This is a genomic window from Streptomyces sp. CA-111067, from assembly GCF_050956065.1.
GTDB lineage: Bacteria > Actinomycetota > Actinomycetes > Streptomycetales > Streptomycetaceae > Actinacidiphila.
The window spans coordinates 265,849-291,416 of sequence record NZ_CP192103.1; the positions used below are offsets into that span (position 1 = coordinate 265,849).

Sequence of the window (25,568 nt, forward strand, 5' to 3'; positions counted from 1 at the left end):
CCGGCGCCGCCGCGGCTCACTGGGCCGCCTTCCGCGCGCCGCCGGGCTGCTCGCCCGGCGGTGGCTGCGGCGCCCGGCGGGCGGCCGGCCTGGCGGCGCCGGGCGCGGTGCGCGGGGCGGCGATGGTCGAGCCGTCCACGGTCCTGCACGGGATCGAGCGGACGGCGGGGGCGGCCACGTCGCCGCGCAGCTGCGCGATCAGCAGCCGGGTGGCGGAGGCGCCCATCTCGCGGCGCGGTACGTGGAATCCGGACCAGCCGGGGTCGGGCCGCTGGGCGCCGATGGAGTCGCCGAGCACGGCGATGCTCAGGTCGTCGGGGATCCGCAGGCCCCGGCTGCGGCAGGCGGCCCGCAGCAGCTCGGCGAGCTGCTGCTGCTCGACCAGCAGCGCCGTGGTGTGCGACTCGCGGACGTCGTCGAGCAGGCCCTCGACGTCCGCGGGCCCGTCCACGTTCCACAGCGGTGACGCGGCGGAGGTCAGCCGCTCCTCGCGGGCCACCGCCCGGAAGCCTTCGAGGCGGTCGATGCCGGGCTGGCCGACGCTCTCGCCGTAGCGCACGTAGGCGATCCGGCGGTGGCCGGCCTCCAGCAGCCGGCGGGTGGCCTCGGCGGTGGCGGTGGCGTAGTCGGCGGCCACGTAGGAGATGCCGCGGCCCGGCAGGTCGCGGTGGCCGATGTAGACGAACGGGTACTCCATCTCGGCGAGCCGGCCGATCTCCTCCAGGTCGGGGCGGCGGCCGAGCAGCAGCGACCCGTCGGCGAGCTCCAGCCGGGTGGCGCCGCCGCTGAACACCCGGCGGCTGCCGCCGGCGCTGGTGAACATCAGCAGGTCGTAGCCCTGCCGCTCGGCCTCCTCCTCGACGCCGAGCAGGAACGGGAAGTAGAAGTCGCCGCTGTGCAGCGGGAAGACCTGCTCGAAGGTGTGGATGCCCAGGATCCGGTTCTGGCCGCCGGCCAGTACCCGGGCGACGGGGTTGGCGACGTAGCCGACGCGTTGCAGCACCTCGCGGACCCGCTGCCGGGTGGCCTCGCTCAGCTCGTCGTCCCGCCCGTTGAGCACGAGCGAGACCGTGGCCTGGCTCACGCCGGCTATCCGGGCGATCTCGGTCTGGGTGGGGCGGCGGCGCGGGGCCGCGGGCGGGTCAGCTGGCGTCATCAACGATTCCCTATGCGTATTAGGTCCAGGCTCCGCCGACGGGCGGAGGGAGTACGGCCATGGTTGACACTGCGTTACGGGCATGTCAAGGGCTTGGTCACGTCCAATGGGAAAAAGTCCCAGTTCTAATAGCCATTAGGAGCAACATGGCAGGTCGGCGGCCGGCGGCTCGATGACTACGCTGCGAACCCTTGACAGTGGCCTTCCGACGAACCAAGGTGCCTCGCAATACGACGGCCGGCCCGTCGGCCGTACCTAATGCCCATCAGTAGCTGGTTCTCCGCGGGTCCCACCCGGATGCCGGTACCGGGCGGAGGAGGCAGCAACCGTGACGCGAATCGAAGGGGCAGTCCCGGGCCAGCGGGCAGCCGGTGGCGAGGGCGGCGGTCCGCGGCGGCGCGGCGTGCTGGCCGCCGCGGGGGTGTCGGCAGGGGCGGTGGTGTTCGGGGCCGGGCCGGCGTTCGCGCGCGGCGGCCCGGCGGTGGCGCGGACCGGGCAGGCGGTGGCGCCGTCGGCGCCCGGCCTGGTGCCGGCCCGCGGCGCGGAATCCGCTTCGGGCCGGTTCGCCGAGTCCGTGGTGTGGTCGGCCGGTGAGGACGGTGCCGTCGAGCACTTCCTGTACGGCGTGGTGGTGACCGCGCGGGGCACCGTCCTGGCGTGCAGCGAGGCCCGGCTCGACCCGTCGGACACCGGGGCGCACCACATCGCGGTGAAGCGCAGCACGGACGGCGGCGCGAGCTGGCCGGAATCCGTACTGGTGGAGCCGAGTGTCGGCGGCCAGTGCTGGGCCAACCCGACGATGGTGGCCGACCCGCTGACCGGCCGGGTGCTGCTCTTCTACGCGCTGAACGCCGGCAACAACAGCAGCCGGGTGTTCTTCCGCGCCAGCCGGGACGACGGCCGCAGCTGGTCGGACCGTACCGAGGTCACCGGCCTGTTCGCCGCCGACCCGGCCGCCCGGCCGTTCCACCTGCCCGGCCCCGGCCACGGCATCGCGCTGTCCGACGGCCGGCTGCTCGTACAGGTCTGGCACCGGGGCCCGGTCTCGCTGCCGGCGGCGGAGCGCGCCTACGGGGCGAGCGTGATCACCAGCGACGACCACGGCCTGACCTGGCAGGCGGGCGGCTACATACCGGTGGACCCGGCCTACCCGGTGAACGAGGCGCGACTGTTCGAACGCTCCGACGGCGCCGTGGTCCTCAACGGCAGGTACTCGAGCGGCGGGGTGCACCCGCGGATCACCTCGGTCAGCACCGACCGCGGCCGCAGCTGGGCGCCGCCGGTCTTCGACCCGGCGATCCGGCTGTACACCGCGGTGGACTCCGGCCTCGCCCGGCTCAGCGGCGGCCCCGGCGGGCGCGGGGTGTCCCGGCTGCTGTTCAGCCGCCCCGACAGCACCACCGCCCGGGAGAACCTGACGGTCAGCGTCAGCTACGACGAGGGGCGCAGCTTCCCCTACGAGAAGGTCGTCTTCGCCGGGCCCGCCACCTACTCCGACATCGCGCACCTGCCGGACGGCACCGCGCTGGTGCTCTACGGCAGGGACACCTCGGCCGGCCGGCCCATCGACCATGTCAGCCTGGCCCGCTTCGACCTGGCCTGGCTGACCGGCGGCCGGGACGGCGAGCGGTCGGGCCCGCAGTGGCACGAGTACCGCTACGAGGCGGAGTCGACCCCCGTCACGCACACCAGCACCGGGCTGCGCACCGCCCGCACCGCGGACGTCTACGCGGCGGGCCGGCGCGGGCTGCTGCTGCGCGGCGCCACCGCCGGCGCGTCGGTCACCTTCCGGATCGACGTGCGGGTGCCGGGCAGTTACGAGCTGGTGGCGCGCTGCCGGCTGGCCCCGGGCGGGCCGACGCTGACCGCCGCGGTGGGCGGCGCGGACCCGGTGGCGTTCTCCACGGCGCTCGCCGACGGAACCGGCTACGGGGAGTCGGGCTGCGGCCGGCACTACTTCCGCCGGCCGGGCACCTACACGGTGACGGTCGCGGTGGCGGCGGGCACCGGCTCCGGCGCCCTCGGGGACATCGAGCTGGACTATCTGGCCCTGCGCTCCTGAGCGCCTCGTCGGTTCGCCCGCGGCGCATGTGCCGCGGGCGGCCGGCGAGTTGACGACGACGGCCGGCCGCCCGCGGGGCCGGATCAGCCGTTGTCGGCGCCGTTGCCGGACAGCACCGGGATGTCGTCCGCGATGTGCGACAGCTGCTCGTCGCCCTTGCTCTGGGTCGAGCCCTCGGCGCACTGCTGGTTCTGCGGCGAGGTGAGGACGTTGATGTCCTGCGCGGTGACCGGCACCAGGATGCCGACCAGCGAGCCGACGTTCGCCTTGGCCGGCACGCCGACGCACAGCTTGTTCAACGAGCCCTGCACCAGGCCGACCTGCGGGCTCTGCACCCCGCCGGTGGCCGTGTTGCCGTACGCCTGCACCGCGCCGTTGCCGTTGGCGGTCGTGGTGCCCTGGTCGTTGGTCGTGGCCGAGGCGGCTCCGGCGCCACCGGCCACGACTGCCGCAGCCAGACCACAGGTGGCCAGGACCGTACGAGTACGCATAACTCTCCCATCAGGGGTGAAACAGTGAGGAGTCCGAACGTAGTGTCACCGTCCCGCACCCGCACCGCATTCACCCGACCGACGGCGGGCCGCACGCCCGCGCTGACGCCGCGGTCCGATCAACCGACCGCGTAGCGCAGCTCCGCGAACTGCCCGCGCTGCTGCACACCGGTGAGCTTCAGCCGCGCCGAGGTCAGCCGGCGGGGCAGCAGCGCGGCGCCGGCGCCGAGGGTCACCGGCGCCACGGTCAGCACCAGTTCGTCGAGCAGGCCCTCGTCGGCGAAGCTGCCGACCAGCTCGCCGCCGCCCATCAGCCAGATGTCGCCGTCACCGGCCGCCGCCGCCATGTCCTGGTGGACGGCGCGGACATCGCCCTGGACGAAGGTGATGTCCACGCCGGGGATCCGCGGCAGCTCGCGGTGGGTGAACACCCATACCGGCGTGCTCCCGTACCAGCGCTGCCACTTCTCCGGCTTCGCGGCCATCTCCTCGTTTTCGAGCATCCACTCGTACGTCGTGGCGCCCAGGGCGAAGGCGCCGATGCCGGAGAAGAAGTCGGCGAACCCCTCGGGCTCGTCGCTGTCGCGCTCGCCGGGGACCTCGAAGAGCCAGTCCAGCGAGTTGTGTTCGTCCGCGATGTACCCGTCGATGGTGGTGGCCGTGTAGTAGCGCGTTCTGGTCATCGTTACAGCCTGCCATCGGGGTCCGACAACGCCCGGCCGGCCGGGCCCGGCCGGCGGTGGGCGGCCGGCGGTGGGCGGCCGGGCGCCGGTCAGTCCCGCTCGCGCAGCAGGGTGGTGACCAGGTCGCGGGGCAGGCCGTGGGTGTCGTGCAGATAGCCGAAGTCCTCGTCCCGCAGCGGCCCGGAGAACCTGCTGCCCCGCAGCACCTGCCGCCCTCGTTCCAGCAGCCGGCGGAAGCGCTGCTGCTCGTCGAGCAGGACGGTGTGCACCTGCTGCACGCCGGCGGTCTGCCGGAAGCGGCGCCGGGTGTGCTCGATCAGCTCAGGCGGCAGGTCGGCGACCGTACGGGACGGGTCGTCGCGCCACAGGGTGGTCAGGGCGCGCCGGGTCAGCCGGCGCAGTACGTAGCCGCGGCCGGTGTTGGACGGCAGCACCCCGTCGCCGATCACCACGAGGGCCGACCGCAGATGGTCGACCACCAGGCGCAGCGAGCTCTCGTCGGACAGGCCCCACAGCGGTGGCAGGGCGGTCATCCAGGGGTGGAACGTGTCGGTGTCGAAGACCGAGCGCTTGCCCTGGAGCAGCATCGTCAGCCGGTCGAGGCCCATGCCGGTGTCCACGCTCGGCCGGCTCAGCGGGCGCAGGCCGCCGTCCTCGCCGCGGTGGTAGCGCATGGTCACGTGGTTCCAGATCTCGACCCAGCGCGGGTCGGTGGTCGGCGTGCCCTGCGGCGGTCCGTCACCGGTCCACAGGAAGATCTCCGAGTCGGGGCCGCACGGCCCGGTCGGCCCGTTGGACCACCAGTTGTCCTCGACGGTCGGCTCCACCGGCACGCCCAGCTCCTGCCAGGTGCGCAGCGAGCCGGTGTCCTCGCCGGTCTGGCTGTCGCCGCCGAAGACGGTGGCGTGCAGCAGTTCCGGATCGAGGCCGAAGCCGCCGGTCAGCAGCTCGTGGCCCCACCGCAGGCTCTGCGGTCCCTCGTAGTCGCCGAGCGACCACGAGCCCAGCATCTCGAAGACGGTCAGGTGCGTGCCGTCGCCGATCTCGTCCAGGTCGGTGGTCCGCAGGCAGCGCTGCCTGCTGGTCAGCCGCTGCCCGAGCGGGTGCGGGCGGCCCAGCAGGTAAGGGGTCAGCGGGTGCATGCCGGAGGTGGTGAACAGCACGGAGTCGCCGGGCGGCCTGACGAGGGTGTCCCCGGTGAGGTGCCGGTGTCCGCGGTCGTGGAAGAAGTCGATGAACGTGCTGACGGTCTGCTCGGTGTCCATGGCGGTGTCCTTGCGGTCAGGGGACCGGAAAGGGACCGCGGGCACGGTGAGTGAGCGATGTGTCGACGACACCCCGGCGGACCGTTTCCGGTCGCCGGGGAAGAGGAGAGGTCAGGCGGCGGCGGCCGGCGAGCTGGTCGCTCGCGCGGTCGCGGTGCTGATTCGGGTGACGGTCTCCATGGCACGGAGCGTAACAAGGGGGGCTGCCGGGCGCACCCGATTAAGCTGCCGGTGGCCCTCGGTACATGCGATCAGGCGTTCGGACGGCCGCAGGCCCGTGACAGGAGGTACGAGTGACCACGGAGCACGGCGACGAGCACGGAAGCGACGCCTTCGAGGTGGACCGGGCGGTGCAGGACGCCCTGGACCGGCTGACGCTGGTGGCCAACGCCTCCGAGGCGCTGTCGAGCACGCTGGAACTGGAACCGGGGCTGCGCCGGCTGTCCCGGGTGCTGGTGCCGTCGCTGGCCGACTGGTGCGCGATCGATCTGATGGATGACGAGGACCGGCTGCGCCGGGTGGTGATCGAGCACCGCGAGCCGGACGCGCTGCCCGCCGCCTTCCTCGAGGCCCCGCTGCCGGCCGCCGACTCCTCCTCGCAGGCGCCGCTGGCCCGGGCGCTGCGGGGCGCCGGGCCGCTGCGGGTGACGGAGTTCCCCGCGCCGGAGGCCGCCCTGGACGCGCTGCACCGGGTCGAGCTCCAGACCTTCGAGCAGCTCGGCGCGCACAGCGCGATCCTGGTGCCGCTGCGGGCCCGCCGCCGGGTGCTCGGCGTGCTGACCCTGGTGCGTACCGGCCCGGACGGCAACGACGAGCAGCAGCAGCTGCGGTTCCTGGAGGATCTCGGCCACCGGATCGCCATGACGGTCGACAACGCCCGGCTGCACGCCCAGATCGCGCACACCGCCGAGCACCTGCAGCGCTCGCTGCTGCCCGACCTGCCGCACGACGGTCCGGTCGAGGTCGCCGCGCGCTACTCCCCCGCCCGGGCCAGCGCCGAGGTCGGCGGCGACTGGTACGACGCCTTCCCGCTGCCGGACGACGTGCTGACGCTGATCATCGGCGACGTCACCGGCCACGACCTGAAGTCCGCGGTCGCCATGAGCCAGATGCGCAACATGCTGCGCGGCATCGCCTGCGACCGCAAGGAACCGCCGGGCAAGATCCTGGCCAGGCTCGACGCGGCGAACGAGATCCTCTACCCCGGGCAGACCCTGACCTGCCTGTACGGCCTGCTCACCAAGCCGCAGCCGCACGGTCCATGGCTGCTGGAGTACGCGGCGGCCGGGCATGTGGCCCCGCTGCTGGTCACCGCGCAGGGCGACACCCGCTACCTGACCGACGGCCGGAGCCTGCTGCTCGGCGCCGCCCCCGAGACCATCCGGCCGGACGCCGTCGAGCCGCTGCCGCCGGACTCCACGGTGCTGCTCTACACCGACGGCCTGATCGAGCGCCGCGGCGAGAACCTGGACGACGGCATGACCCGGCTGCGGCAGCACGCGGCGGCCCTGGCCCGGGCCCCGCTCGCCACGTTCTGCGACGAGCTGATGGCGGGCCTCGGCGAGGACAGCACCGACGACATCGCCCTGATCGCGGTGCGGCTGCCGGCCGCCGAGGAGGGTCCGGTCACCGCCGTGGTGGAGGAGGAGGACTGAGCGGGTCCGGGTACCTCCGCACCGGGAGCGCCGGGCCGCCGCCCAGGGTCACTGGACCCGGGACTCGTCCTCTTCGTCGGTGTCGTCGTCGGGGAGCCGGACGTCGCGGACGTTGATGTTGATCTCGACGACCTCAAGGCCGGTCATCCGCTCCACGGCCTTGGTGACGTCGGACCGGATCTCGGTGGCCGCCTCGTCGATCGGCGCGCCGTACTGGACCACGATGTCCAGGTCCAGGGCGGCCTGCTTCTCGCCGACCTCGACCTTGACGCCGCGGGTCGGGTCCTCGGAGCGGGCGACCTTGTCGCGTACCGCGCCCACCGCGCGGGCGCCGCCGCCGCCCATCGCGTGCACGGCGTCGACCTCGCGGGTGGCGATACCGGCGATGGTCGCCACCACGGAGTCCGCGATGGTCGTCTTGCCCGCGGTCTCCTTCTTGGACGCCGGGCCGGTGCGGGACAGGTTGTCGGTGGTTGTCATGGGGAAAACCCCTTCGCTGGATGGGTGGGGCGGTCGCGGCCCGACTCCGGTGCGGACCTGAACCGGTCCGCGCGAGCCGCGTGCTTCGTGCCCTGCACGCGCCCGTCACCAGGGAGAACCGGGCCCCCATCCACTGTGCCGCCGCTCCCCCGGCCTCGCCACTCCAGTGGCCCAGCGCCCCGCCGCGGGCTCGCGGGCCCTTTCACGACGGGACGCGGCGTCACCTGGCGCCGGTCGTCCGCCGCAGCAGGGGGATCAGCGCGGCCGCGACGGTGAGGTGGATCAGCATCAGTGCCGTCTTGGTGCCGCCGGTGGCGTTCTCCAGCAGCACCGGGACCAGCGAGAGCAGCGCGACCGCCGCGGCCAGGCCGGTCCAGCGCGCCGGGGCGCGCCGCACCCGGCGTTCCAGGACCGCGAGGGAACCCCAGCCCAGCAGGGCGAACAGCAGCGAGAAGACCAGGACGATCGGCAGGCTGATGGTCACCGAACCCGTCGAGTCCTTGAGGACGAAGCCCGCGCCCAGCGCGTGCGCCACCGGCCAGACGGCCGCCGGCAGCAGCGTGGCCGCCACCACGGCGGCGGCGCGCGGCTGCCACCGCGCCCGTGTCGTCGTCGCGGCGGTCGCCGGGGCGGCGGTGAGGTTGGATTGCGTCTGTGTGCTCATGACCGTTCTCCTTCTGGGGGACGGATCCGGCGCCGGCCGGATCGTGCTGTCACCTTTCTGTCGAACGGGGCACCCGCGGATCGACACCGCCGCGAGGGCGTTTTCGCGCCCCGGCTCAGGACCGGGCGATCTCACCGGCCCGGTCCACGAGGCGGCCGGTGCCCTCGGTGACGGTCCGCGGGCCGGAGTGGCCGTTGAGGTCGGTGGCGGAACGGTTGCGCCCGCGTGATCAGTCGTCGGCCGCGACCAGGAGGGTCAGCAGCGACTGCCGGTCGTCGATGGCGATGAACTCGTGGAACTCGCCGTGCACCCCGCCCCAGTCGTGGAACGCCGAAGTGCCCAGGTCCCGCAGGCGGTAGAGCCGGGTGGCCGAGGCCGTCGCGGCGAACAGGCCGCCGTCGAGGAGGGCTTCGAGCGAACCGGGCAGCGCTCCGTGCTGGACCGCCCAGTCCCGCAGCACCCGCGCGGCCTCGGCGTTGCCGACCTGCCGGTACGCGTCCGGGCGCACCTCGCTGATCCAGTAGGGGCCGTGCCGGCTCCCGTCCGGGTCCACCCCGCCGCCCGCGTAGTCGTCGCGGAACTGCTCGTGCGCGATGACGGCCGCCAGCAGGTCCGCCGACTGAGCGGCGGGCGGGAAGCGGAACGTCTTCAGGTCGACCCAGCGGAAACCGTGGGCGCCCGCGTCGGAGAAGGCGTGGTGGCGGAAGTTCACGAAGCTCTGGCCCACGAAGTCGATCCCGGTCACCGGTGCACGCTATCCGGCCGTCGGCGCATGTTCGAAACTGGTTCTTTGTCTTCGCTCTTGACCCCAAAAGAAACACGACGCAACACTGTCCGTCGTCCGCACCTTCCTGCGCACAGCTCCCACCCGCACCGGATCGCACCTCAGCGAAGCACGGCCGCAACGAGACGAGGAGCACATCATGAACGGATTCAACCGTCGCGACTTCCTCAAGGTCACCGGTGCCGGTTCCGCCGCCCTGGCACTGCCGCCGGCAGTCGTGGCCGGCCGGGCGAGCGCGGCAGCCCCCGGGAGCGTCGTCGGCCCGCGGGTACTCAAGGCGGCCGTCAGCGCCTCGGGCGCATGGCAGGTGACGGCGAGCGTCCTGGGCTGGACGTTCAGCGGCTCGCTCGGTTCCGCGGCGACCGGCATCACCAGCCGGTCGGGCTCCGACGCGCTCGGCGCCTACACCGAGACGGTGTTCACCTTCCAGTCCGGCGCGCGCAAGGGCGGCATCCGCGTCTACGACGGCGCCTCGTCCGTCGTCTTCACCGACACCCGCGTCAAGGCCGCCGCCAACACCGACCCGTTCCCGACCTTCACCGGCTACCCGAAGCTCGCCCACCACCTCAGCCACAGCGACTGCTTCGGGCGGTTCCAGTTCAACACCTTCGCGGGCGCCACGGACAGCCCGTGGGTGTTCTTCGACGACGCGGGCAACGCCTTCGTGCTCTCCGCGGCGAACCACTTCCAGGAGGCGCAGACCACGCAAGCCCCGAACGGCTCGATCGCGGCCGGCGTGATCAGCTCGGTGAGCACCCTGCCGGCCGGCTACACCCGGCAGACGATCCTGTCGCCCAAGGCCGGCGTCGGCGCCGCGCACCGCGCGTGGGGCTCGGCGCTGACCACGCTCGCCGGCAAGCCGCTGCCCGCCAACGACCGGGGTGTCGTCCTCAGCACGCTGGGCTACTGGACCGACAACGGCGCTGACTACTACTACGCGTACGACCAGTCGAAGGGCTATACGGGCACGCTGCTGGCCGTCCGCGACGAGTGGGCGGCGCAGAAGATCCCGATGGGCTACCTGCAGCTCGACAGCTGGTGGTACCCCAAGGGGCCCGCGGGCGACTGGAACGACCTGCCCGACGGCACGTCCCTGTACGAGGCGGACAAGGAGCTGTTCCCCGACGGACTGGCCGCGTTCCAGAAGCAGTTGGGCATGCCGCTGGTCACGCACGCCCGCTGGATGGACCCGTCGAGCCCGTACCACGGCGAGTACGCCTTCTCGGGCAACGTCGTCATCGACCCGGCGTTCTGGCAGAGCGTCATGGACTACCTGCGGGAGGGCGGGGTCGCCGTCTACGAGCAGGACTGGCTGTGCAACAACGCCAAGCCCGCGGAGAACCTCACCGACGCCGACGCGTTCTTCGACAACATGGCCCACCACGCGGCGGCCGACGGCCTGGACCTCCAGTACTGCATGGCGCTGCCGCGCGACTACCTGCAGAGCACCCGCTACCCCAACCTGACGACCATCCGGGTCAGCGACGACCGCTTCGACCGGCCCAAGTGGGACATGTTCCTCTACGACTCCCAGCTCGCCGGCTCGCTCGGGGTGTGGCCCTGGGTGGACGTGTTCATGAGCGGTGAGACCCGCAACCTGCTGCTGGCCAACCTGTCGGCCGGGCCGGTCGGCGTCGGCGACGCGCTGGGGAAGGTGAACGCCGGCAACCTGCGCAAGGTCGCGCGCCCCGACGGGATCCTCGTCAAGCCGGACGTGCCGATCGTCCCCACCGACGCGACCTACGTCGGCGAGGGGGCGGGGCGGATGCCGGCGATGGTCGCGGCCACGCACGTCGTGCACGCGACCGGCCTGACGTACCGCTATGTCTTCGCCTACGCCCGGCAGTTCGCCACCCCGCAGCAGACCTACCAGGCGGAGGGCGCGACCCTCTCGGGCGCCGTCGCGGCCTCGTCGGAGTCCGGCTACACCGGCAGCGGCTACGCCGACTTCCAGCACGACGACGGCGACTACGCCGAGTGGACGGTGCAGGCGCCGGCCGCGGGCACGTACACGCTGCAGTTCCGCTACGCGAACGCCTCCTTCACCGACCGCCCGCTCGCGGTCGCGGTCAACGGCGCCGCCGCCCGCACCCTCTCCTTCCCCTCCACCGGCTGGTGGACGACGTGGAGCGTCGTGGGCCTCACGGCCACCCTGGCCAAGGGCGCGAACAAGGTACGGGTGACCGCCACCGGGGCGAGCGGCGGCAACATCGACTGGCTGGGCGTCACCCAGGGCGCGGTGCCGACCGGCATGTCGCAGAGCGCCTCGTTCACCCTGGCCGAGCTCGGCACGACCGGACCCGCCTACGTCTACGACTACTTCGCCGGCACCGGCAGGCTGGTGGCCGCGGGCGGCAGCGTGACCGCCACCGTCGGCGACGGCACGTACTGGATAGTCGCCCCCGTAGGGCCCTCCGGCATCGCCTTCCTCGGCGACGCGGGGAAGTTCGTCGCGCACGGCGACAAGCGGGTGCAGAACCTCAGCGACGACGGCAGCGTGCACGCCACGGTCGCCTTCGCGGCCGGCGAGGGACCGGTGACCCTGCACGGCCACGCGGCCAGGAAGCCGGCGGTCACCGCCTCCACCGGCAGCGTCGGCGCCGTCACGTACGACGCGGCGGCGGGTCTCTTCACGGTCACCGCGACCGGGGCCGGCGGCCAGGCGGTCGTCACCATCACGCCGTGACCGCGAACGCACCTCACCACTACCGGTGTTGCGGCCGGTTGGTCCGCTCCTCCGCGGGGGATGCCGAATACAGCGGGCGCGTCGAGGTGGAGAACCGGGAACCGCTTTACCGGCTGATCACCGCTGTGGCACGCTCGGTTCTCCTCGGCAGTGGGAGCGTGGATGGGGCAGACAGTCGCGGAGGCCGGCGCTCTGCTGCGCTGCCTGCGGATGGGCACCGGGTTACCGGCGGCGGCCGTGGCCGCCTGGCGCTCGCTTCCCGCGCTGTCCGAGGCGTACGAGCACGTCGTCGCCCCGATGCTCGACGACACCCTCACCGATCCCGCCGAACGCGCCAGGATCGCGGTCTCGCTGCGGGCGACGAGCGTCAAGTACGGGATCGCCGTGCTCGGTTACGCCCGGCTGGCCGGACGCGCGCCGCAACTGGACGTGGCCGTGCTCGCCGGCGCGGTCACCCGGCTCTACGACGACCTGATCGACACCGACTGCGACCCGGCCGCGGACGCCCGTCTCGGCGAACTGCTGGGCAACCGGCCCTTCGTGGCCGCCACCGAGGCCGAACTGCTGCTGGGGCGGCTGGTGTACGACATCGAACGGCGGCTGCGGCACCCGCCGGACGCGTCGGTGTTCACGGCGCTGGTCTCGCTGCACGAGTACCAGACCCTGTCCCGGCGGCAGCGCGACCCGGACGTCCCGCTCGACGTGCTGGAGAAGATCACCCGCGGCAAGGGCTCGGCCGCCAACCTCGTCCTGTGCGGCCTCGTCACACCCCGGCTCGATCTCGCCGAGCGGGAGCTCGCCGTCGAGCTGGGCGAGACCTTGCAGTGCCTCGACGACTACATGGACGTGGAACTCGACCGGGGCAACGGGGTGACCACCCTCCCCTCCCTCGGCGTGGTGACGCTGCCCGACATCGCAGGGCGGCTGCGCTCGCTGCGGCCGCGCCTCGCGGCCTGCTACGGCCGCCGCGCCGCCGGGCCGTACTGCGGCATGCTCTACTTCCTGCTGGTCAAGTCCTGGGTGGGCCGCAGGCTTCCGCTCCTGGGCCGGCTCGCCGCCGGGCCGGCCCGCCGCTCGTCCGTCCTGGCCTTCCTCGCCCGCGGCCAGGACGCGCTGCCCGCCGCCCGGCCCGCGCGGACGCCAGCGGAGGCCGCCCCGGCACGGGAGGCCGGGTGATGAGGGCCCGGCGTACGCTCACCGCCGCCATCTACACGGTGCTGGCCGTCATCCTGCTGGCCACCGTCATCGTGGCGGTACTCGGCCTGAAGGACGGCGACCTCAAGCCGATCGACCTGTGGGCCTCCCTCGTCCCCACCGTGCTCGCGGTCGTCGCGGCGGTGCTCGGCGCGCTTCAGGCAGAGCGGCAGCCGTCCGACTCCCTCGATCAGGCGGTACGGCTACAGGCGTCGGCGCTGGCCTGGAAGGTGACGCAGGACTGGCGCGCCGAGAGCCGGCACCGCGGCCTCTACACCGAGCGCCGGATGGCCGTGCGCTGGCGGCGCGAACCGGGTTCCGACCGGTTCACCCGGCTGGCCGCGGACCTGCCGGAGGAGGGCGTGCTCGACCAGCTCACCGGCGCCTTCTCCCGGCACGTACGCGCGGGCAACCTGTCGCGGCTGGTGGTGACCGGGGAGCCGGGCGCGGGCAAGACGGCGGTCTGCGTACTGCTCACGCTGGAACTCGCCGGGCAGGAGCCGGTCATCCCGGTGCTCTTCCAGCTCTCCTCGTGGGACCCGGCCCGCCCGCTGGCCGAGTGGATGACGGACGAGCTCACCGCAAACTACCCGGCGCTCGCCGACGAGACCCGCGGGCGGGAGGTCGCCGCGGAGCTCGTACGGCACCAGATCCTGCCCGTACTCGACGGCCTCGACGAGGTCGCGGACCCGGCCGCCGCGCTGCGCGGCATCGAGGACGGGCTGGTCGGCCGGTCCTTCGTCCTGACCTGCCGGACCCGCGAGTACGCGGCGCTCGGCCCGGACAGGCGGCTCGGCGAGGCCGTGGAGGTGCGGCTGCAACCGCTGAGCGCCGGTGAGTCGCGCGGTGTGCTCCAGGCCGCGGGCCCCGGCTTCCAGCCGCTGATCACCGCGCTGGACGCGGAGCCCGGCGGACCTCTCGCGCGGGCGCTCCGGACGCCGTTCATGCTCTCCCTCGCCGTGGCCGTGGACGGGTCGCTGCCCGGGGAACTGCTGTCGGCCACCGCGCCGGACACCGAGGAGCGGATCCGGCAGCAACTGCTCGGCACGTTCGTCCGCCGCGCCTACCCGCGCACCTCCGGCAACGGCATCGACGCCGCGGACGCCCGCCGGTATCTGGCCTTCCTGGCCCGGCACGTCGATCCGGGCACCGGCAGGCTCGCCTGGTGGCAGCTGCACCGCGCGGTGCCGCGGCCGGTGTTCCTCGGGCTCGCCCTGGTGAACGCCGGGATCGCCTGCTCGGCGGCTGCCGCCGCGCTGTTCTCGCTGTTCAACCGGTTCTGGCTGGGCCTGGGGATCGGGCTCGGCGCCGCGGTGGTCGGCGCGTTCGTGGTCGAACTGGTGCCGCAGGACGACCCGCGGCGGGCCAAACCGCGGCTGCGCTCGGTGCACCCGACCTCCCCGTACGCGATGCAGCGGGTCCTCGGCTTCGGCGCGGTGGGGGGTGCCGCCTGCGCGGTCATCGTCCGGTTCCTGTACGAGAAGCCGCAGTACATCGCCATCGGCGGGGTGCTCAGCGGCATCACGTTCGCCGCGGCCCGGTACTTCAGCGAGCCGAGCGACCCCATGGACGCCGTCACCCCCGGCAACCTGCTGCGCTCCGACCGTTCCGCGGTGCTCTACGCGCTGCTCACCGGAGCCGTCGCGGGAGCGCTGACCGGCGGCTACCTCGGCGCCTCGATCAAGGACGGCCGGCGTACGCCGCAACTGGACGACGTCACGCTGATCGGCAGGCTGCCCTCCGCCGTGGAGGCGTTGCTCGGCGCGGCGGGCGGGGCGCTGCTCAGCGCGACCGGGCTCGGGCTGATGGCCTTCGGGTCCAGCTCATGGGGGCGGTTCGTGATCACCCGCGGCTGGCTGGCGCTGCGCGGACGCACCCCGCGGCGGCTGATGGCCTTCGTGGAGGACGCGCGGGAGCGCGGGGTGCTGCGGCAGGCCAACGGCTACTACGAGTTCCGGCACCGGCTGTTGCAGCATCATCTGGCCGAGCCCGTACGGGCGGTGGCCTCCGCGCCCGACACCAGCACCGGCCCGGACAGCACCCAGTACGCCCGGCGGGCGGGACGCGGGCCGGTACCCGGCAGCGGCACGTAGCGGGCCTGCGGGAAGCGCACCGACGCCTGCCGCGCGCCGCCCGGCCTGAGCTCCAGCTCGCGCAGCGGCCGGCGCACCTCGGCGACGGCACCCGGCTCCGCGGCGGTGGAGGTGGCGGCTGCGGCGCAGCCGAACTCCAGGGTGGCGCGGGAAGTGCCGCCGGCCCGCTCCGCCTCCCGCCGGTCGACCAGTTCGCCGACCTGCTCGCCGCTGGTCAGGTCGTAGACCCGGTCCGCCGCCGGCCCCTCGTCGTCGCGCACGGCGCAGCGCAGCAGCGGGAAGTCGTGCCCCCGCAGGGCGGCGGTCTGATCGGCGAGCCAGCGGGGTTCGTAGGCGTGCTGGAGCCGCTCGAAGACGATGAGCAGGAAGCTGCGGGCGAGTACGTACGCCCCCAGCAGCGCGCCGGGCGCCAGGACCGCCGTGCGCAGCCGCGGTACGAGCAGCGCCACCAGCGCCAGGGCCAGCGGACCGGCCGCCCACCCCGCGGTGGCCAACTGCCCCCGCGCGAAGTCCGGTTGCGCCAGCCCGGCCCCCCGGCGCCGCACCAGCTCCGCCACCCCGCGCAACGGCCGGAGCGGAACGCTGAGTTGCGGACACGGAGGCACCGACGGCTGCCGCACAGCCGCTCCCGCACCGCCTTCTGCCGCCGTCACACGATGGTGTGTACCCGGCGGCCACGGACCTGAACGGGGCCGCGCCGGGCCTGGCTCATTCCGGGCGGGAAGCGGCCGACCCGCCCGGCCTGCGGGCGGTCAGAAACGGGTGCGGCGGCGGTGGTCCCTGGCGAACCTGATGGCGACGCCGAGCGCCATCACCAGGACGACGGCGCCGATCCAGACGGGTACCAGGGAGTCGAAGAAGTTGTCCCTGCGCTGGTCGGAGACCGTGGCCGGGCCCGCGTCGTGGCCGTTGAGCAGCGTGCGGCACTCCGTCGCCGGGGACGGCGTGCAGTACGGGGTGAAGTGCGCGATCTCGTACCAGCCGAAGCCGATCAGGACCAGGCCGGCCGCCACTGCGAGCAGCCAGACCAGCGTGCCGGCCGCGGTCCTGGTCGCCCGCCCGCGGGAGGTGATCGCCCTGGTGGCCACGCACAGGGCGACGATCAGCGTGTACGCGAGCAGCGGGAGCCGCCACGACCGGAGCACCACCGCGGCCGGGATCACCATCGGCGACGCCACCAGCGACCAGTAGAGCCCCCACTTCAGCCCGCTGCGCAACTCCAAGGGCCCGCTCCTCAAGCCTTTCCGTCCGCGACGCCTTCGTCCGCCTCCCACCCTGGCCCAGACGCGCCGCCGGGACAAGATCGCGCAAGGGTGGCCCCGCTCTCGGCGGGGCCACCCTGTCAGTTCGGCCGCCGGTCCAGCCGTTGGTTCAGCCGCCGGTTCAGACCGTTCAGCCGGCGCAGACCGTCAGGTTGACCGTGTCGCCCATGTGGACGACCTTCGGGGCGTGCGGGGACACCGCGACGACGGTGCCCGGCTTGCAGCCGGCGGGCGATGCCTTGCTGACGGTGCCGAGCTTGAGCTGCGCCTTGCCGACCACGACCGCCTTGGCCAACTTCAGCTCCACGCCGGCCAGTTCGATGCGGATCTCGCCGTACTGCAGGACGGCGGCATCGGACTTGGCCGGACCGCCCTTGGCCGTCGCGTGGCTCGCGGTGGCGGGTCGCGACTCATGCGTTCCGCTGTTGACCGCCGCCAGGGCGGTGCCCGCGCCGACCACCACGAGGGCGGCGGCGATACCGGCGATGGCCGTGGCCCGCCGGCGGCGGGCGCCGCGCGTGATGGCGGCCGTGTCGAAGTGCGGTGTCTCTTCGCCGTTCACGAACTCGTTCATTGCGCTCACCAGTTCCTGCTCGAAGGGTGTGCAGCCCTGGCCGTCGGAAGTACGCGAACCGTATGGCGTCATCGTCCTCGTCCCTCTTCTGCGGGCTGCCTCGGTGACGGGCCGGAAGGGCCGGAAGGGCCGGAGAGCGCCGGGAACCGGTCTCTGAGCCTGGCGATCCCGCGCGCGAGCTGGGACCGTACGGTGCTCGGTGAGATCCTCAGGTCCGCCGCGATCTCGGCGTCGGACAGGTCGTGGAAGTACCGCAGGACCACGACGGTCCGCATCCGCATCGGCAGCCCCTGAAGGGCCCGGACCAGCTGGTCCCGGGTGTCCACCTGCCCGTACTGGTCCCCCGGGGCGGCCAGGTCGGCGCCGGTCTGGTGGGGGGCCGTACGGCGGTACTTGCGCCACCGGTCGTTGGCCAGGTTCACCATGATCCGGCGCACGTAGGCGTCCGGGACGTCCTTGGCGGCGATGGTGCGCCACTTGCGGCAGGCCCGCTCCAGGGTCTCCTGGACCAGGTCCTGCGCCGCCTCGCGGTCTCCCGTCAGGACGAGAGCGCCACGGAACAGCGCGGCCGAACGGGCGACGACGAAGCCGTGGAAGTCGTCCTTCGCCGGCTCGGCCTCGCTGAGTTCGTCACGCGGCTTGGGCTCGGTCGCCAGATCCAGATCCATACGCTCCTCCCTTCCTGTCACTCCCCCTCGACGTGGAAGCGGGCGGATCTGCTGCACGCGGGCGCTGAGACCTGGGTCACAAGCGGTGGCGGATCTCCAGCATCACGCAGCCCTCGTCCGTGCGGTACGGACCGTGCGCCATGCCCGGCGGGCGGCAGGCGAAGTGCCCCTCGCCGAACGTCCGGCCGAGGGTCAGGTCGCGCAGCGCCCCCTCCACGATCAGCACCTCCTCCGCCCAGGCGTGCCGGATCACCCCGGCCGCCGAGGTGTCGAGCCCCGGCGCCCACCGCGCCAGCCGGGTCAGCACGTCCGGATCGTCCTCGTCCCTGCTCAGCACCTTCTCCTCGACACCGGGCGTGCTCGTGGCGCGCCACGGCACGTCCTCGGTGCGGAGGAACTCGCGTTCGGCTTTCACGGCAGCAACCTCTCTGTCGGGCACCCCGGCGCCGGCACACCCGTGCCCGTACACGTGATCGTCGGATGGACGGAGGCTACCGGCCGGCCGTCGCCGGCGGCGTTGTCAGTGGGCGCCGATAGCTTGCGGGGAAGAGTCGGGTGCGGTGGAGCGGAGATGTGCGGATGGAGTTCAGGATCGGGCGCGCGGAGCTTGTCGAGGCGGTGACCTGGGCGGCGCGGTCGTTGCCCGCGCGGGCGGCGGTGCCGGTGCTCGGGGGGCTGCTGGTCGATGCCGGGCGGGGGCGGCTGCGGATCTCGGGGTTCGACTACGAGGCGTCGGCGAGCATCGAGGTGCCGGCGCAGACGGTGGCGGACGGCGAGGTGCTGGTGCTCGGCCGGCGGCTGCTCGACATCTGCCGGGTGCTGCCCGACGGCATGGTCGACTGCGCGGTGGACGGCGCGCGGTTCACCGTCGAGGGCGGCGGTACCCGGTTCGGGCTCTCGACGCTGCCCCGGCAGGAGTATCCCGCGCTGCCCGCGCTCCCGGCCGGGCGCGGTGTGGTGGACGCGGCCGAGTTCGCCGCGGCGGTCGCGCAGGTGGTGATCGCGGCCGGGCGGGACGACTCGCTGCCGGTGCTGACCGGTGTTCAGCTCCGGCTGGACGGCGAGTCGATGACGCTGTCGGCCTCGGACCGCTACCGGTACGCGGTGCGTACGGTCCCGTGGAAGCCGGAGGGTGCGGCGGCGGGCGCCGAGGCCGTCCAGGTGGTGGTGCCCGGCAGGCGGCTGGCCGAGACCGCTCGCTCGCTGGCGAAGTCCGGGCTGATCAGGATCGGGCTCGACGAGCCGGCCGGCGACGGTGGTTCAGGTGGCTCGGGCAGTGGCCTGATCTCGTTCGAGGGCTCCGGCATGCACACGACGCTGCGGCTGCTCGACGGCCGGCTGCCGCGCTACGACAAGCTGTTCACGCTGGACGCCCCGGCGGTGGCGGTGACCGGGCGGGAGGCGCTGGCCGAGGCGGTCCGCCGGGTCTCGGTCGTCGCGGAGCCGCACAGCCCGATCCGGCTGGACTTCTCCGCCGCGGGCACGGTCCTGCTCCAGGCGGGGTACGAGAACGACGTCGCCTCGCAGCGGATCGCCGCCACCCTGACCGGCGCCGACGACCTGGCGGTCGCATTCGAACCCTCCTATCTGCTGGAGGCGCTGACCTCCTTCCGCTCCCCCCGGGTGCGCTTCGAACTGCTCGGCCTCGGCCAGCGGGCACTGCTCAGCGGCCTGCCGGCCGCGACCGGGGAGGATGACGCGGACAAGCCGGAGGAGGAGGTGGCGGCGGTCGAGGAGCACCAGCACCTGCTGATGTCGCTGCGGCAGCTGAGCTGACAGAGGACACCTGCCGGCCACGGCGCGGCAGACCTCGCCGAAGACCGCTGGCGGGGCGGCGGCCGGGCGTAGGATGCCCGCCACAGGTGGGGGGAACCTCCTGTAGGCAGGCCCGCGGCCGGCGCGCCCCCGCGCGTCCCGGCGGGTGTCGTCCGGCAACGACAGGAGCCAAGTGAATCCTTTGGACACGAACGTACGGCGGCCCCGTTCCGTCCTCGCGCCGCTCGCCGCGCTGGCACTGTGCGCCGCGAGCCTGCTGTTCGGCGGTCCGGCCGCGCACGCCGGCACCGTGAAGCCGCGGATCGTCGGCGGTGATCCGGTCGGCATCGGCGAGGTGCCGTGGGTGGTGCAGCTGCTCAACCCGAACCCGTCCGGCGGCAACGACTTCTGCGCCGGCACGCTGATCGCGCCCAACAAGGTGCTCACCTCGGCCTGGTGCGTGGCGGGCCACAACTGGGTGACCGCCGGCAAGGCGGTGCTCGACAGCGCGGTCAAGGGCGCCGCCGGCGCCGGCAGCACCACCCGGAGCATCCACGCGCAGTGGGTGGACCCGGCGTACAACCCGTCGCTGAGCGCGGTGACCGTGGACAACGACCTGGCGGTCCTCACCCTGGACAAGGCCGTGGCCGGCCGCGACTACCTGGCGCTCGCCTCGCCCGACGAGTCCGACCTCTACGACCCCGGTTTCGCGCCACCCACGGTCTACGGCTGGGGCAACACCAGCTCCAGCGTGACGGGTTCTAACCCCGGCGGGGCGCTGCACAGCGCCACCCTGTCACTCAACAGCGACAGCACCTGCGCGGCGGCGCTGGACGCGCTCAGCCCGCACGCCTTCGCCCCCGGCCACATGATGTGCGCGGGCGAGGGCGGCACCGGCGACGACAGCACCGGCCACACCACCTGCGTGGGCGACGAGGGCAGCCCGGTCGTCTACGGCAACTACATCGTCGGCGTGGTCTCCCACCTGGGCGCCCGCACCGCCACCCAGGACTGCAACGTGCCGGGCACGTACGACGTGTTCACCAAGAACATCACCTACTACCCGCAGATCAGGGACCAGATCTACAGCACCGACGCCACCCGGGACGGCAAGGCCGACGTACTGGCCCGCGCCGCCGACGGTACGTCGTACCTGTACGCGTCCACCGGCACCGCCTACCAGTCCCGGGTCGCCTCACCGGTCCCGCTGGCCAACTACAACACCGTCATCCAGGCGGACGTGGACCAGGACGGCTACCAGGACTACATCCTGCGGGCCACCGGCACCGGCAACATGTTCCTCGGCAAGCGCACCGCGGACAGCCCGACGTACGTCTACACGCACTTCGGCTCCGGCTGGGGCCCGGTCAAGGGGATCGTGGTCACCGGCGACATCACCGGTGACGGCACCGCCGACATCATCTCCGAGGACTCCACCGGCCACGTCTGGGTCTTCGCCGGCGGCGGCGCGTACGACTACCACTACGGCACCGATCTGAACTGGTCGCAGTACAACCTGGTGATCGGGCACGGGGACTTCAACGGCGACGGCTACCCCGACGTGCTGGCCAGGGAGGCGACGACCGGCAACCTGTACCTGCTGCCCGGAGTCTCCTACACCCCGGAGGCCCCGTTCGGGCCGCCGGTGCTGATCTCCGGCGGCTGGAACGGCTACGACAAGCTGGTGGCCGTCGGCGACTGGTCGGGCGACGGCCTGCCCGACGTGCTGGGGCGTACCCCGTCCGGGGCGCTGTTCCTCCTCAAGGGCACGGGTGCGACAACCCCCGGGCCCGGCACGTTCGCACCGCCGGTGAAGATGGGCACCGGCTGGAGCATGTACAACATGCTCGGCTGACCGGCACCCGTACCCGCAGCGTCTCCCGCACCGGGGCCGGCAGCGCCCGGTGCGGCGGGCGGCCGGCTCAGGAGGCGAACGCGTCCGCCCCGGTGAGCTCGGCGGACAGCGTCCAGAGCCGGGCCGCCTGCTCCGGGTCGGCGGCCCACGAGCGGACCCCGGCGCTGCCGGGGTCCGCGTCGTCGGCGGGCCCGGCGATGTCGCAGTCCTCGCAGTAGACCCCGCCCAGGCCGTTCAGCTGCGGCGAGGTGGCCGCCCACACCTGGGTGGCGGCGCCCTCCTCGGGAGACTTGAAGGAGTCGTTGGTGGGGTTGCCGTCGGCGTCGATCCAGCCGAAGTCGACCATCTCCTCCTTCGTCAGGTGCCGCTGCAGCGGGGTCATGATGCCGCCGGGGTGCAGCGAGAACGCCCGCACCCCGGAGCCGGCGGCGAGCTTGTCCAGGTGCAGGGCGAACAGCGCGTTGGCGGTCTTCGCCTGGCCGTACGCCCCCCACTTGTCGTACTCCTTCGTCCACATCGGGTCCTCCCAGCGGATGCCGGAGCGGCGGTGGCCCGCGGACGAGACGGCGACCACCCGGCCGCCGCCGGCCTCGATCGCCGGCCACAGCCGGTTGACCAGGGTGTAGTGGCCCAGGTGGTTGGTGGCGAACTGGGCCTCCCAGCCCGGTCCGACCTCGGTGCGCGGGCAGGCCATGATGGCCGCGCTGTTGATCGTGAGGTGGATGTCCCGGCCGGTGGCCAGGAAGCGGTCGGCGAAGGCCCGCACGCTGCCGAGGTCGCCGAGGTCGAGCTGCTCGACCTCGACGCCGTCGATCCCCGACAGGGCCTGCTCGGCGCTGTCGGGACGGCGGGCGGGCACGACGACCCGGGCGCCGGCGGCGGCGAGCGCGCGGGTGGTCTCCAGGCCGAGGCCCGAGTAGCCGCCCGTGACGACGGCGAGCCGGCCGGTCAGGTCGATGCCGCGCAGGACGTCGGCGGCGGTGCTGCGGGCTCCGAACCCTGAGGCGATGCTGTGCTGGGCAGTGGTCATGCCTCCACGCTACGAATTGGAGCGCACTCCAAGGCAAACGGCACGGAACCGACCCGCACGTCGTCAGCGCAGCGGGACGGTGAAGTCGTCCTCGACCGGCGGCTCGATCTCCTGCTCCTGCATGCCGGTCGCGGCGAAGCAGCGGATCCGCACGCTGTCCGGCGTGACGTCGAGCCGCAGGAAGCTCTTGAAGAACGGCGGGCTGTAGGTGGCGGAGCCCGGCGAGAGCACCCGGGTGTAGAGCCGGCGGACGGGCAGCCGCACCCGCGCCTTGCGGTGCGCGGTCCTGGCCACGCCGAGCAGGGTGGCCACCAGCCTGGCCCGCAGCGTCACCCGGGTCTGGTTGGGCCGGGTGGTGGGGATCCGCAGCCGCTTGGCGATCACCGCGGCGGCCAGTTCCGGGGTCAGTTCCAGCAGCCGGCGCATCCGCAGCCGCCGCCCGTACAGCCTGCTGTAGAACGCCAGCGAGTCGCCGCGCAGCGGGTAGCAGCGGAAGTCCTGCTCGGTGACGCCGCCGACGGCGACCTGCGGGATGGTGTGGGTGGCGTGCATGAAGGCACCGCCGCCGCCGGAGACGACGTACTGGATGGTCCGGTCGCCGACCTGGACGGGGTAGCGCTGGTAGTTGTGTATGTCGCCGCCTATGGCGGCCACGAAGTTCCGTTCCGGGTCGGCGACTATCTCGTCCACGGTGCCGCCGCCCCCGATGGCGCAGGGGTGGTGCTCGCCGTCCACGTATATCGGCGAGCCGGTCACCAGGATCTTGGGCCGCGGCCCCTGCGAGACCCGGCGCAGCCACTCGCCCTGCTCGTGGTCGATGTCGCCGAGCAGCCCGGTGTCGATCCCTATGATCCGCAACGGCCCTGAGTCGATCGCCCAGTACGGTCCCGGCAGCGCCGCCTGCTGTGCCGGGGCGGACCGCAACTTCCTCACTTCGGCGAGCAGTTGCTCGTCCGGCACCGCCGGGGGCCGCCACAGCCGGTCGCGCCACCAGGCCGCCGACAGCGGGGTGGGGCGCGGCCGGGGCGGCAGCGCAGGCGCGTCGCAGAACACCCGCATGAAGCCGGTGAGTCCGTCGTACCAGTCGTGGTTGCCGGGGACGGGGTAGATCGGCGCCTGGTAGTCCCGGTACGGCCGGAAGAACTTCGGGCCGTACTCGTTGGCACTGCCCACCGGGTAGAGCACGTCGCTGGACAGCAGGGTGAAGCGGGTGCCGGCGCTCTCCTTGAGGAAGCCGGGCACCACCGCGTACTGCGGTCCGTCGCCCTCGCCGGTGTCGGCGATCAGCATGAAGGAGTACGTGTCGGGGTCGTCGCGGGCGATCACCAGGTCCTCGGGCGCGCCCTGCTCGATCCGGCCCCGCACCCAGCGCTGCCGGTCCGCGCCCGTGGGGTCGCCGAACAGCGACGCGAGCGGGCCGTTGCGGGCCTTCCACAGCGTGGACGGATTCAGCCAGAACACCTTCGGGGCGTCAGCGGGCATCAAGTCGCGGTAGCTGCCGACCTGTTGGCCGTGCCATCCGGCACCGGCCGCGGAATCACGCGAGGAGGAGGACACCCGGGGCACTGTAACAACCCGGGGGGCGCGCCGGGGCGGCATCGCGGTGCCCGCGACCCCCCGGGCCGGGCCGGCATCGCGGTGCCGGGGTCCGGAGGGCCGGCGGCCGGGCACGCGGCGCCTTGACAGTGCCTGCCGATGCTGATTCGTTAGCCTGGAGCAGCACACCGAACGGTCGGTCGGTCCTGGCCGCGGAGGACGAGGAGGACGTCATGGGCAACACCGCGCGGGAGGTTCCGCCCGATCCCCTGGACCCCGCCGAGCTGCTGACCCGCGACGAGCTGGCCGATCTGCAACTGGAGCGGCTGCGGCAGACCCTGCGGCACGCGTACGACCACGTGCCCGCCTACCGGAAGAAGTTCGACGAGGCGGGTGTCGGCCCGCAGGACTGCCGATCCCTGTCGGACCTGGCCCGCTTCCCGTTCACCACCAAGGCCGACCTGCGCGAGGGCTACCCGTTCGGGATGTTCGCGGTGCCGATGCCGCAGGTCCGCCGGCTGCACGCGTCGAGCGGCACCACCGGCAGGCCGACCGTCGTCGGCTACACGGACAGCGACCTGTCGGTGTGGGCGGACGTGGTGGCCCGTTCGATCAGGGCGGCGGGCGGCCGGGCCGGCGACAAGGTGCACATCGCCTACGGCTACGGGCTGTTCACCGGCGGCCTCGGCGCGCACTACGGCGCCGAGCGGGCCGGCTGTACGGTCATCCCGGCGTCCGGCGGGATGACCGCCCGGCAGGTGCAGATCATCCAGGACTTCGAGCCCGACATCATCATGATCACCCCGTCCTACATGCTCACCCTGCTGGACGAGTTCGAGCGGCAGGGGGTGGACCCGCGCGGCACCTCGCTGCGGGTCGGCCTGTTCGGCGCCGAGCCGTGGACGGAGGAGATGCGGCGGGAGATCGAGCAGCGGTTCGCCATCGACGCGGTGGACATCTACGGCCTGTCGGAGGTGATCGGCCCCGGGGTGGCGCAGGAGTGCGCCTCGACCAAGGACGGGCTGCACATCTGGGAGGACCACTTCCTGCCCGAGGTGGTCGATCCGCTGACCGACGAGGTGCTGCCGGACGGCTCGCAGGGCGAACTGGTCTTCACCTCACTGACCAAGGAGGCGCTGCCGATCATCCGCTACCGCACCCGCGATCTGACCCGGCTGCTGCCGGGCACCGCGCGGCCGGCCTTCCGGCGGATGGCGAAGGTCACCGGCCGCAGCGACGACATGATCATCCTGCGCGGGGTGAACCTCTTCCCCAGCCAGATCGAGGAGATCGTGCTGCGCACGCCGGCGGTGGCCCCGCACTTCACCCTGGTCCTCACCCGGCGCGACCGCCTGGACCATCTGACGGTCCGCGCCGAGGCCCGCCCGGACGCCACCGCGGCTGAGCGCTCCGCCGCCGCGGTGGCCGTCGCCCGCGGCATCAAGGACGGCATCGGGGTGACGGCGGAGGTCACGGTGGTGGACCCGGAGACGCTGGAACGCTCGGTGGGCAAGATCCAGCGGATCAAGGACCTGCGGCCCAAGGCCGGCTGAGCACGGGGCCGGCCCGCCGTGCGAGGACGCGCGGGGGATGCGCGGGGGATGCGCGGGGGATGCGCGGAAACGGGCGGCGGCCCCGCCCGGGTACGTCGTCCACTTCGGCCCGGGGAACGGCC

The 25,568-nt window shown here is 73.2% G+C and carries 22 protein-coding genes; 8 read left to right on the forward strand and 14 right to left on the reverse strand.

What is annotated here, in order from left to right:
* Nucleotides 1-16 precede the first annotated feature (16 nt).
* Nucleotides 17-1,156, reverse strand: coding sequence for a LacI family DNA-binding transcriptional regulator (locus ACQPW6_RS01095; protein WP_433887584.1), 1,140 nt, complete (start codon nt 1,154-1,156; stop codon nt 17-19).
* Between the two features lie 328 nt (nt 1,157-1,484).
* On the opposite strand from ACQPW6_RS01095, the gene ACQPW6_RS01100 reads away from it, so the two are divergent.
* Nucleotides 1,485-3,218: an exo-alpha-sialidase gene (locus tag ACQPW6_RS01100; RefSeq protein ID WP_433887585.1), complete on the forward strand. Its 1,734-nt coding sequence runs from the start codon at nt 1,485-1,487 to the stop codon at nt 3,216-3,218.
* A gap of 83 nt (nt 3,219-3,301) precedes the next feature.
* Here the strand turns inward: ACQPW6_RS01100 and ACQPW6_RS01105 are convergent, their stop codons facing one another.
* The 3 genes from ACQPW6_RS01105 to ACQPW6_RS01115 all read right to left on the reverse strand — a co-directional run bounded on the left by ACQPW6_RS01105 (nt 3,302) and on the right by ACQPW6_RS01115 (nt 5,657).
* The gene (locus ACQPW6_RS01105; protein WP_433887586.1) at nt 3,302-3,709 is read right to left on the reverse strand and encodes a rodlin; all 408 of its coding nucleotides are present in this window, start codon (nt 3,707-3,709) and stop codon (nt 3,302-3,304) included.
* Between the two features lie 119 nt (nt 3,710-3,828).
* Entirely contained in the window at nt 3,829-4,392 is a 564-nt protein-coding gene (locus tag ACQPW6_RS01110) for a dihydrofolate reductase family protein (protein WP_433887587.1), read from the reverse strand.
* 89 nt (nt 4,393-4,481) lie between these two features.
* Nucleotides 4,482-5,657: an alanine--tRNA ligase-related protein gene (locus ACQPW6_RS01115; RefSeq protein ID WP_433887588.1), complete on the reverse strand. Its 1,176-nt coding sequence runs from the start codon at nt 5,655-5,657 to the stop codon at nt 4,482-4,484.
* A gap of 293 nt (nt 5,658-5,950) precedes the next feature.
* On the opposite strand from ACQPW6_RS01115, the gene ACQPW6_RS01120 reads away from it, so the two are divergent.
* Nucleotides 5,951-7,312 (forward strand): PP2C family protein-serine/threonine phosphatase, encoded by a 1,362-nt coding sequence (locus ACQPW6_RS01120; protein ID WP_433887589.1) that lies wholly within the window; start codon nt 5,951-5,953, stop codon nt 7,310-7,312.
* Between the two features lie 48 nt (nt 7,313-7,360).
* On the opposite strand, the gene ACQPW6_RS01125 is transcribed toward ACQPW6_RS01120, so the two are convergent.
* From ACQPW6_RS01125 to ACQPW6_RS01135, 3 genes are all read right to left on the reverse strand, one after another.
* Entirely contained in the window at nt 7,361-7,792 is a 432-nt protein-coding gene (locus tag ACQPW6_RS01125) for an Asp23/Gls24 family envelope stress response protein (RefSeq protein ID WP_433887590.1), read from the reverse strand.
* A gap of 220 nt (nt 7,793-8,012) precedes the next feature.
* On the reverse strand, nt 8,013-8,456 hold the full coding sequence (locus ACQPW6_RS01130; protein ID WP_433887591.1) for a DUF6069 family protein: 444 nt from the start codon (nt 8,454-8,456) through the stop codon (nt 8,013-8,015).
* Nucleotides 8,457-8,685: 229 nt separating this feature from the next.
* Nucleotides 8,686-9,201, reverse strand: coding sequence for a hypothetical protein (locus tag ACQPW6_RS01135; protein WP_433887592.1), 516 nt, complete (start codon nt 9,199-9,201; stop codon nt 8,686-8,688).
* Nucleotides 9,202-9,379: 178 nt separating this feature from the next.
* On the opposite strand from ACQPW6_RS01135, the gene ACQPW6_RS01140 reads away from it, so the two are divergent.
* The 3 genes from ACQPW6_RS01140 (at nt 9,380) to ACQPW6_RS01150 (ending at nt 15,213) form a co-directional block, all read left to right on the forward strand.
* Nucleotides 9,380-11,926: a carbohydrate-binding protein gene (locus tag ACQPW6_RS01140; RefSeq protein ID WP_433887593.1), complete on the forward strand. Its 2,547-nt coding sequence runs from the start codon at nt 9,380-9,382 to the stop codon at nt 11,924-11,926.
* 162 nt (nt 11,927-12,088) lie between these two features.
* Nucleotides 12,089-13,102, forward strand: a complete 1,014-nt coding sequence (locus ACQPW6_RS01145) for a hypothetical protein (RefSeq protein ID WP_433887594.1) — start codon at nt 12,089-12,091, stop codon at nt 13,100-13,102.
* Nucleotides 13,102-15,213, forward strand: coding sequence for an NACHT domain-containing protein (locus tag ACQPW6_RS01150; protein ID WP_433887595.1), 2,112 nt, complete (start codon nt 13,102-13,104; stop codon nt 15,211-15,213). Before ACQPW6_RS01145 ends, ACQPW6_RS01150 begins: the two co-directional genes overlap by 1 nt.
* On the opposite strand, the gene ACQPW6_RS01155 is transcribed toward ACQPW6_RS01150, so the two are convergent.
* The 5 genes from ACQPW6_RS01155 to ACQPW6_RS01175 form a co-directional block, all read right to left on the reverse strand.
* Nucleotides 15,096-15,779: a hypothetical protein gene (locus ACQPW6_RS01155; RefSeq protein ID WP_433887596.1), complete on the reverse strand. Its 684-nt coding sequence runs from the start codon at nt 15,777-15,779 to the stop codon at nt 15,096-15,098. The two genes, ACQPW6_RS01150 and ACQPW6_RS01155, sit on opposite strands and share 118 nt — an antisense overlap.
* Nucleotides 15,780-15,965: 186 nt before the next feature.
* The gene (locus ACQPW6_RS01160) at nt 15,966-16,436 is read right to left on the reverse strand and encodes a hypothetical protein (RefSeq protein ID WP_433887597.1); all 471 of its coding nucleotides are present in this window, start codon (nt 16,434-16,436) and stop codon (nt 15,966-15,968) included.
* A gap of 169 nt (nt 16,437-16,605) precedes the next feature.
* The gene (locus ACQPW6_RS01165) at nt 16,606-17,049 is read right to left on the reverse strand and encodes a hypothetical protein (RefSeq protein WP_433894386.1); all 444 of its coding nucleotides are present in this window, start codon (nt 17,047-17,049) and stop codon (nt 16,606-16,608) included.
* Between the two features lie 68 nt (nt 17,050-17,117).
* Nucleotides 17,118-17,711, reverse strand: coding sequence for a SigE family RNA polymerase sigma factor (locus ACQPW6_RS01170; RefSeq protein WP_433894387.1), 594 nt, complete (start codon nt 17,709-17,711; stop codon nt 17,118-17,120).
* 82 nt (nt 17,712-17,793) lie between these two features.
* Nucleotides 17,794-18,132, reverse strand: coding sequence for a cupin domain-containing protein (locus ACQPW6_RS01175; RefSeq protein WP_433887598.1), 339 nt, complete (start codon nt 18,130-18,132; stop codon nt 17,794-17,796).
* A 164-nt stretch (nt 18,133-18,296) separates the two neighbouring features.
* Here ACQPW6_RS01175 and dnaN point away from each other — a divergent pair, with 164 nt between their 5' ends.
* Nucleotides 18,297-19,493 (forward strand): DNA polymerase III subunit beta, encoded by a 1,197-nt coding sequence (gene dnaN / locus ACQPW6_RS01180; RefSeq protein WP_433887599.1) that lies wholly within the window; start codon nt 18,297-18,299, stop codon nt 19,491-19,493.
* Between the two features lie 172 nt (nt 19,494-19,665).
* On the forward strand, nt 19,666-21,327 hold the full coding sequence (locus ACQPW6_RS01185) for a trypsin-like serine protease (RefSeq protein WP_433887600.1): 1,662 nt from the start codon (nt 19,666-19,668) through the stop codon (nt 21,325-21,327).
* A 67-nt stretch (nt 21,328-21,394) separates the two neighbouring features.
* On the opposite strand, the gene ACQPW6_RS01190 is transcribed toward ACQPW6_RS01185, so the two are convergent.
* Complete coding sequence (locus ACQPW6_RS01190; RefSeq protein WP_433887601.1) at nt 21,395-22,357, reverse strand: SDR family NAD(P)-dependent oxidoreductase; 963 nt, start codon at nt 22,355-22,357, stop codon at nt 21,395-21,397.
* Nucleotides 22,358-22,420: 63 nt separating this feature from the next.
* On the reverse strand, nt 22,421-23,914 hold the full coding sequence (locus ACQPW6_RS01195; protein WP_433887602.1) for a metallophosphoesterase family protein: 1,494 nt from the start codon (nt 23,912-23,914) through the stop codon (nt 22,421-22,423).
* Between the two features lie 212 nt (nt 23,915-24,126).
* Here ACQPW6_RS01195 and paaK point away from each other — a divergent pair, with 212 nt between their 5' ends.
* Nucleotides 24,127-25,446 carry a phenylacetate--CoA ligase PaaK gene (gene paaK, locus ACQPW6_RS01200; protein WP_433887603.1) on the forward strand — a complete coding sequence of 440 codons (1,320 nt, stop codon included), beginning with the start codon at nt 24,127-24,129 and terminating at the stop codon, nt 25,444-25,446.
* Nucleotides 25,447-25,568 lie beyond the last annotated feature (122 nt).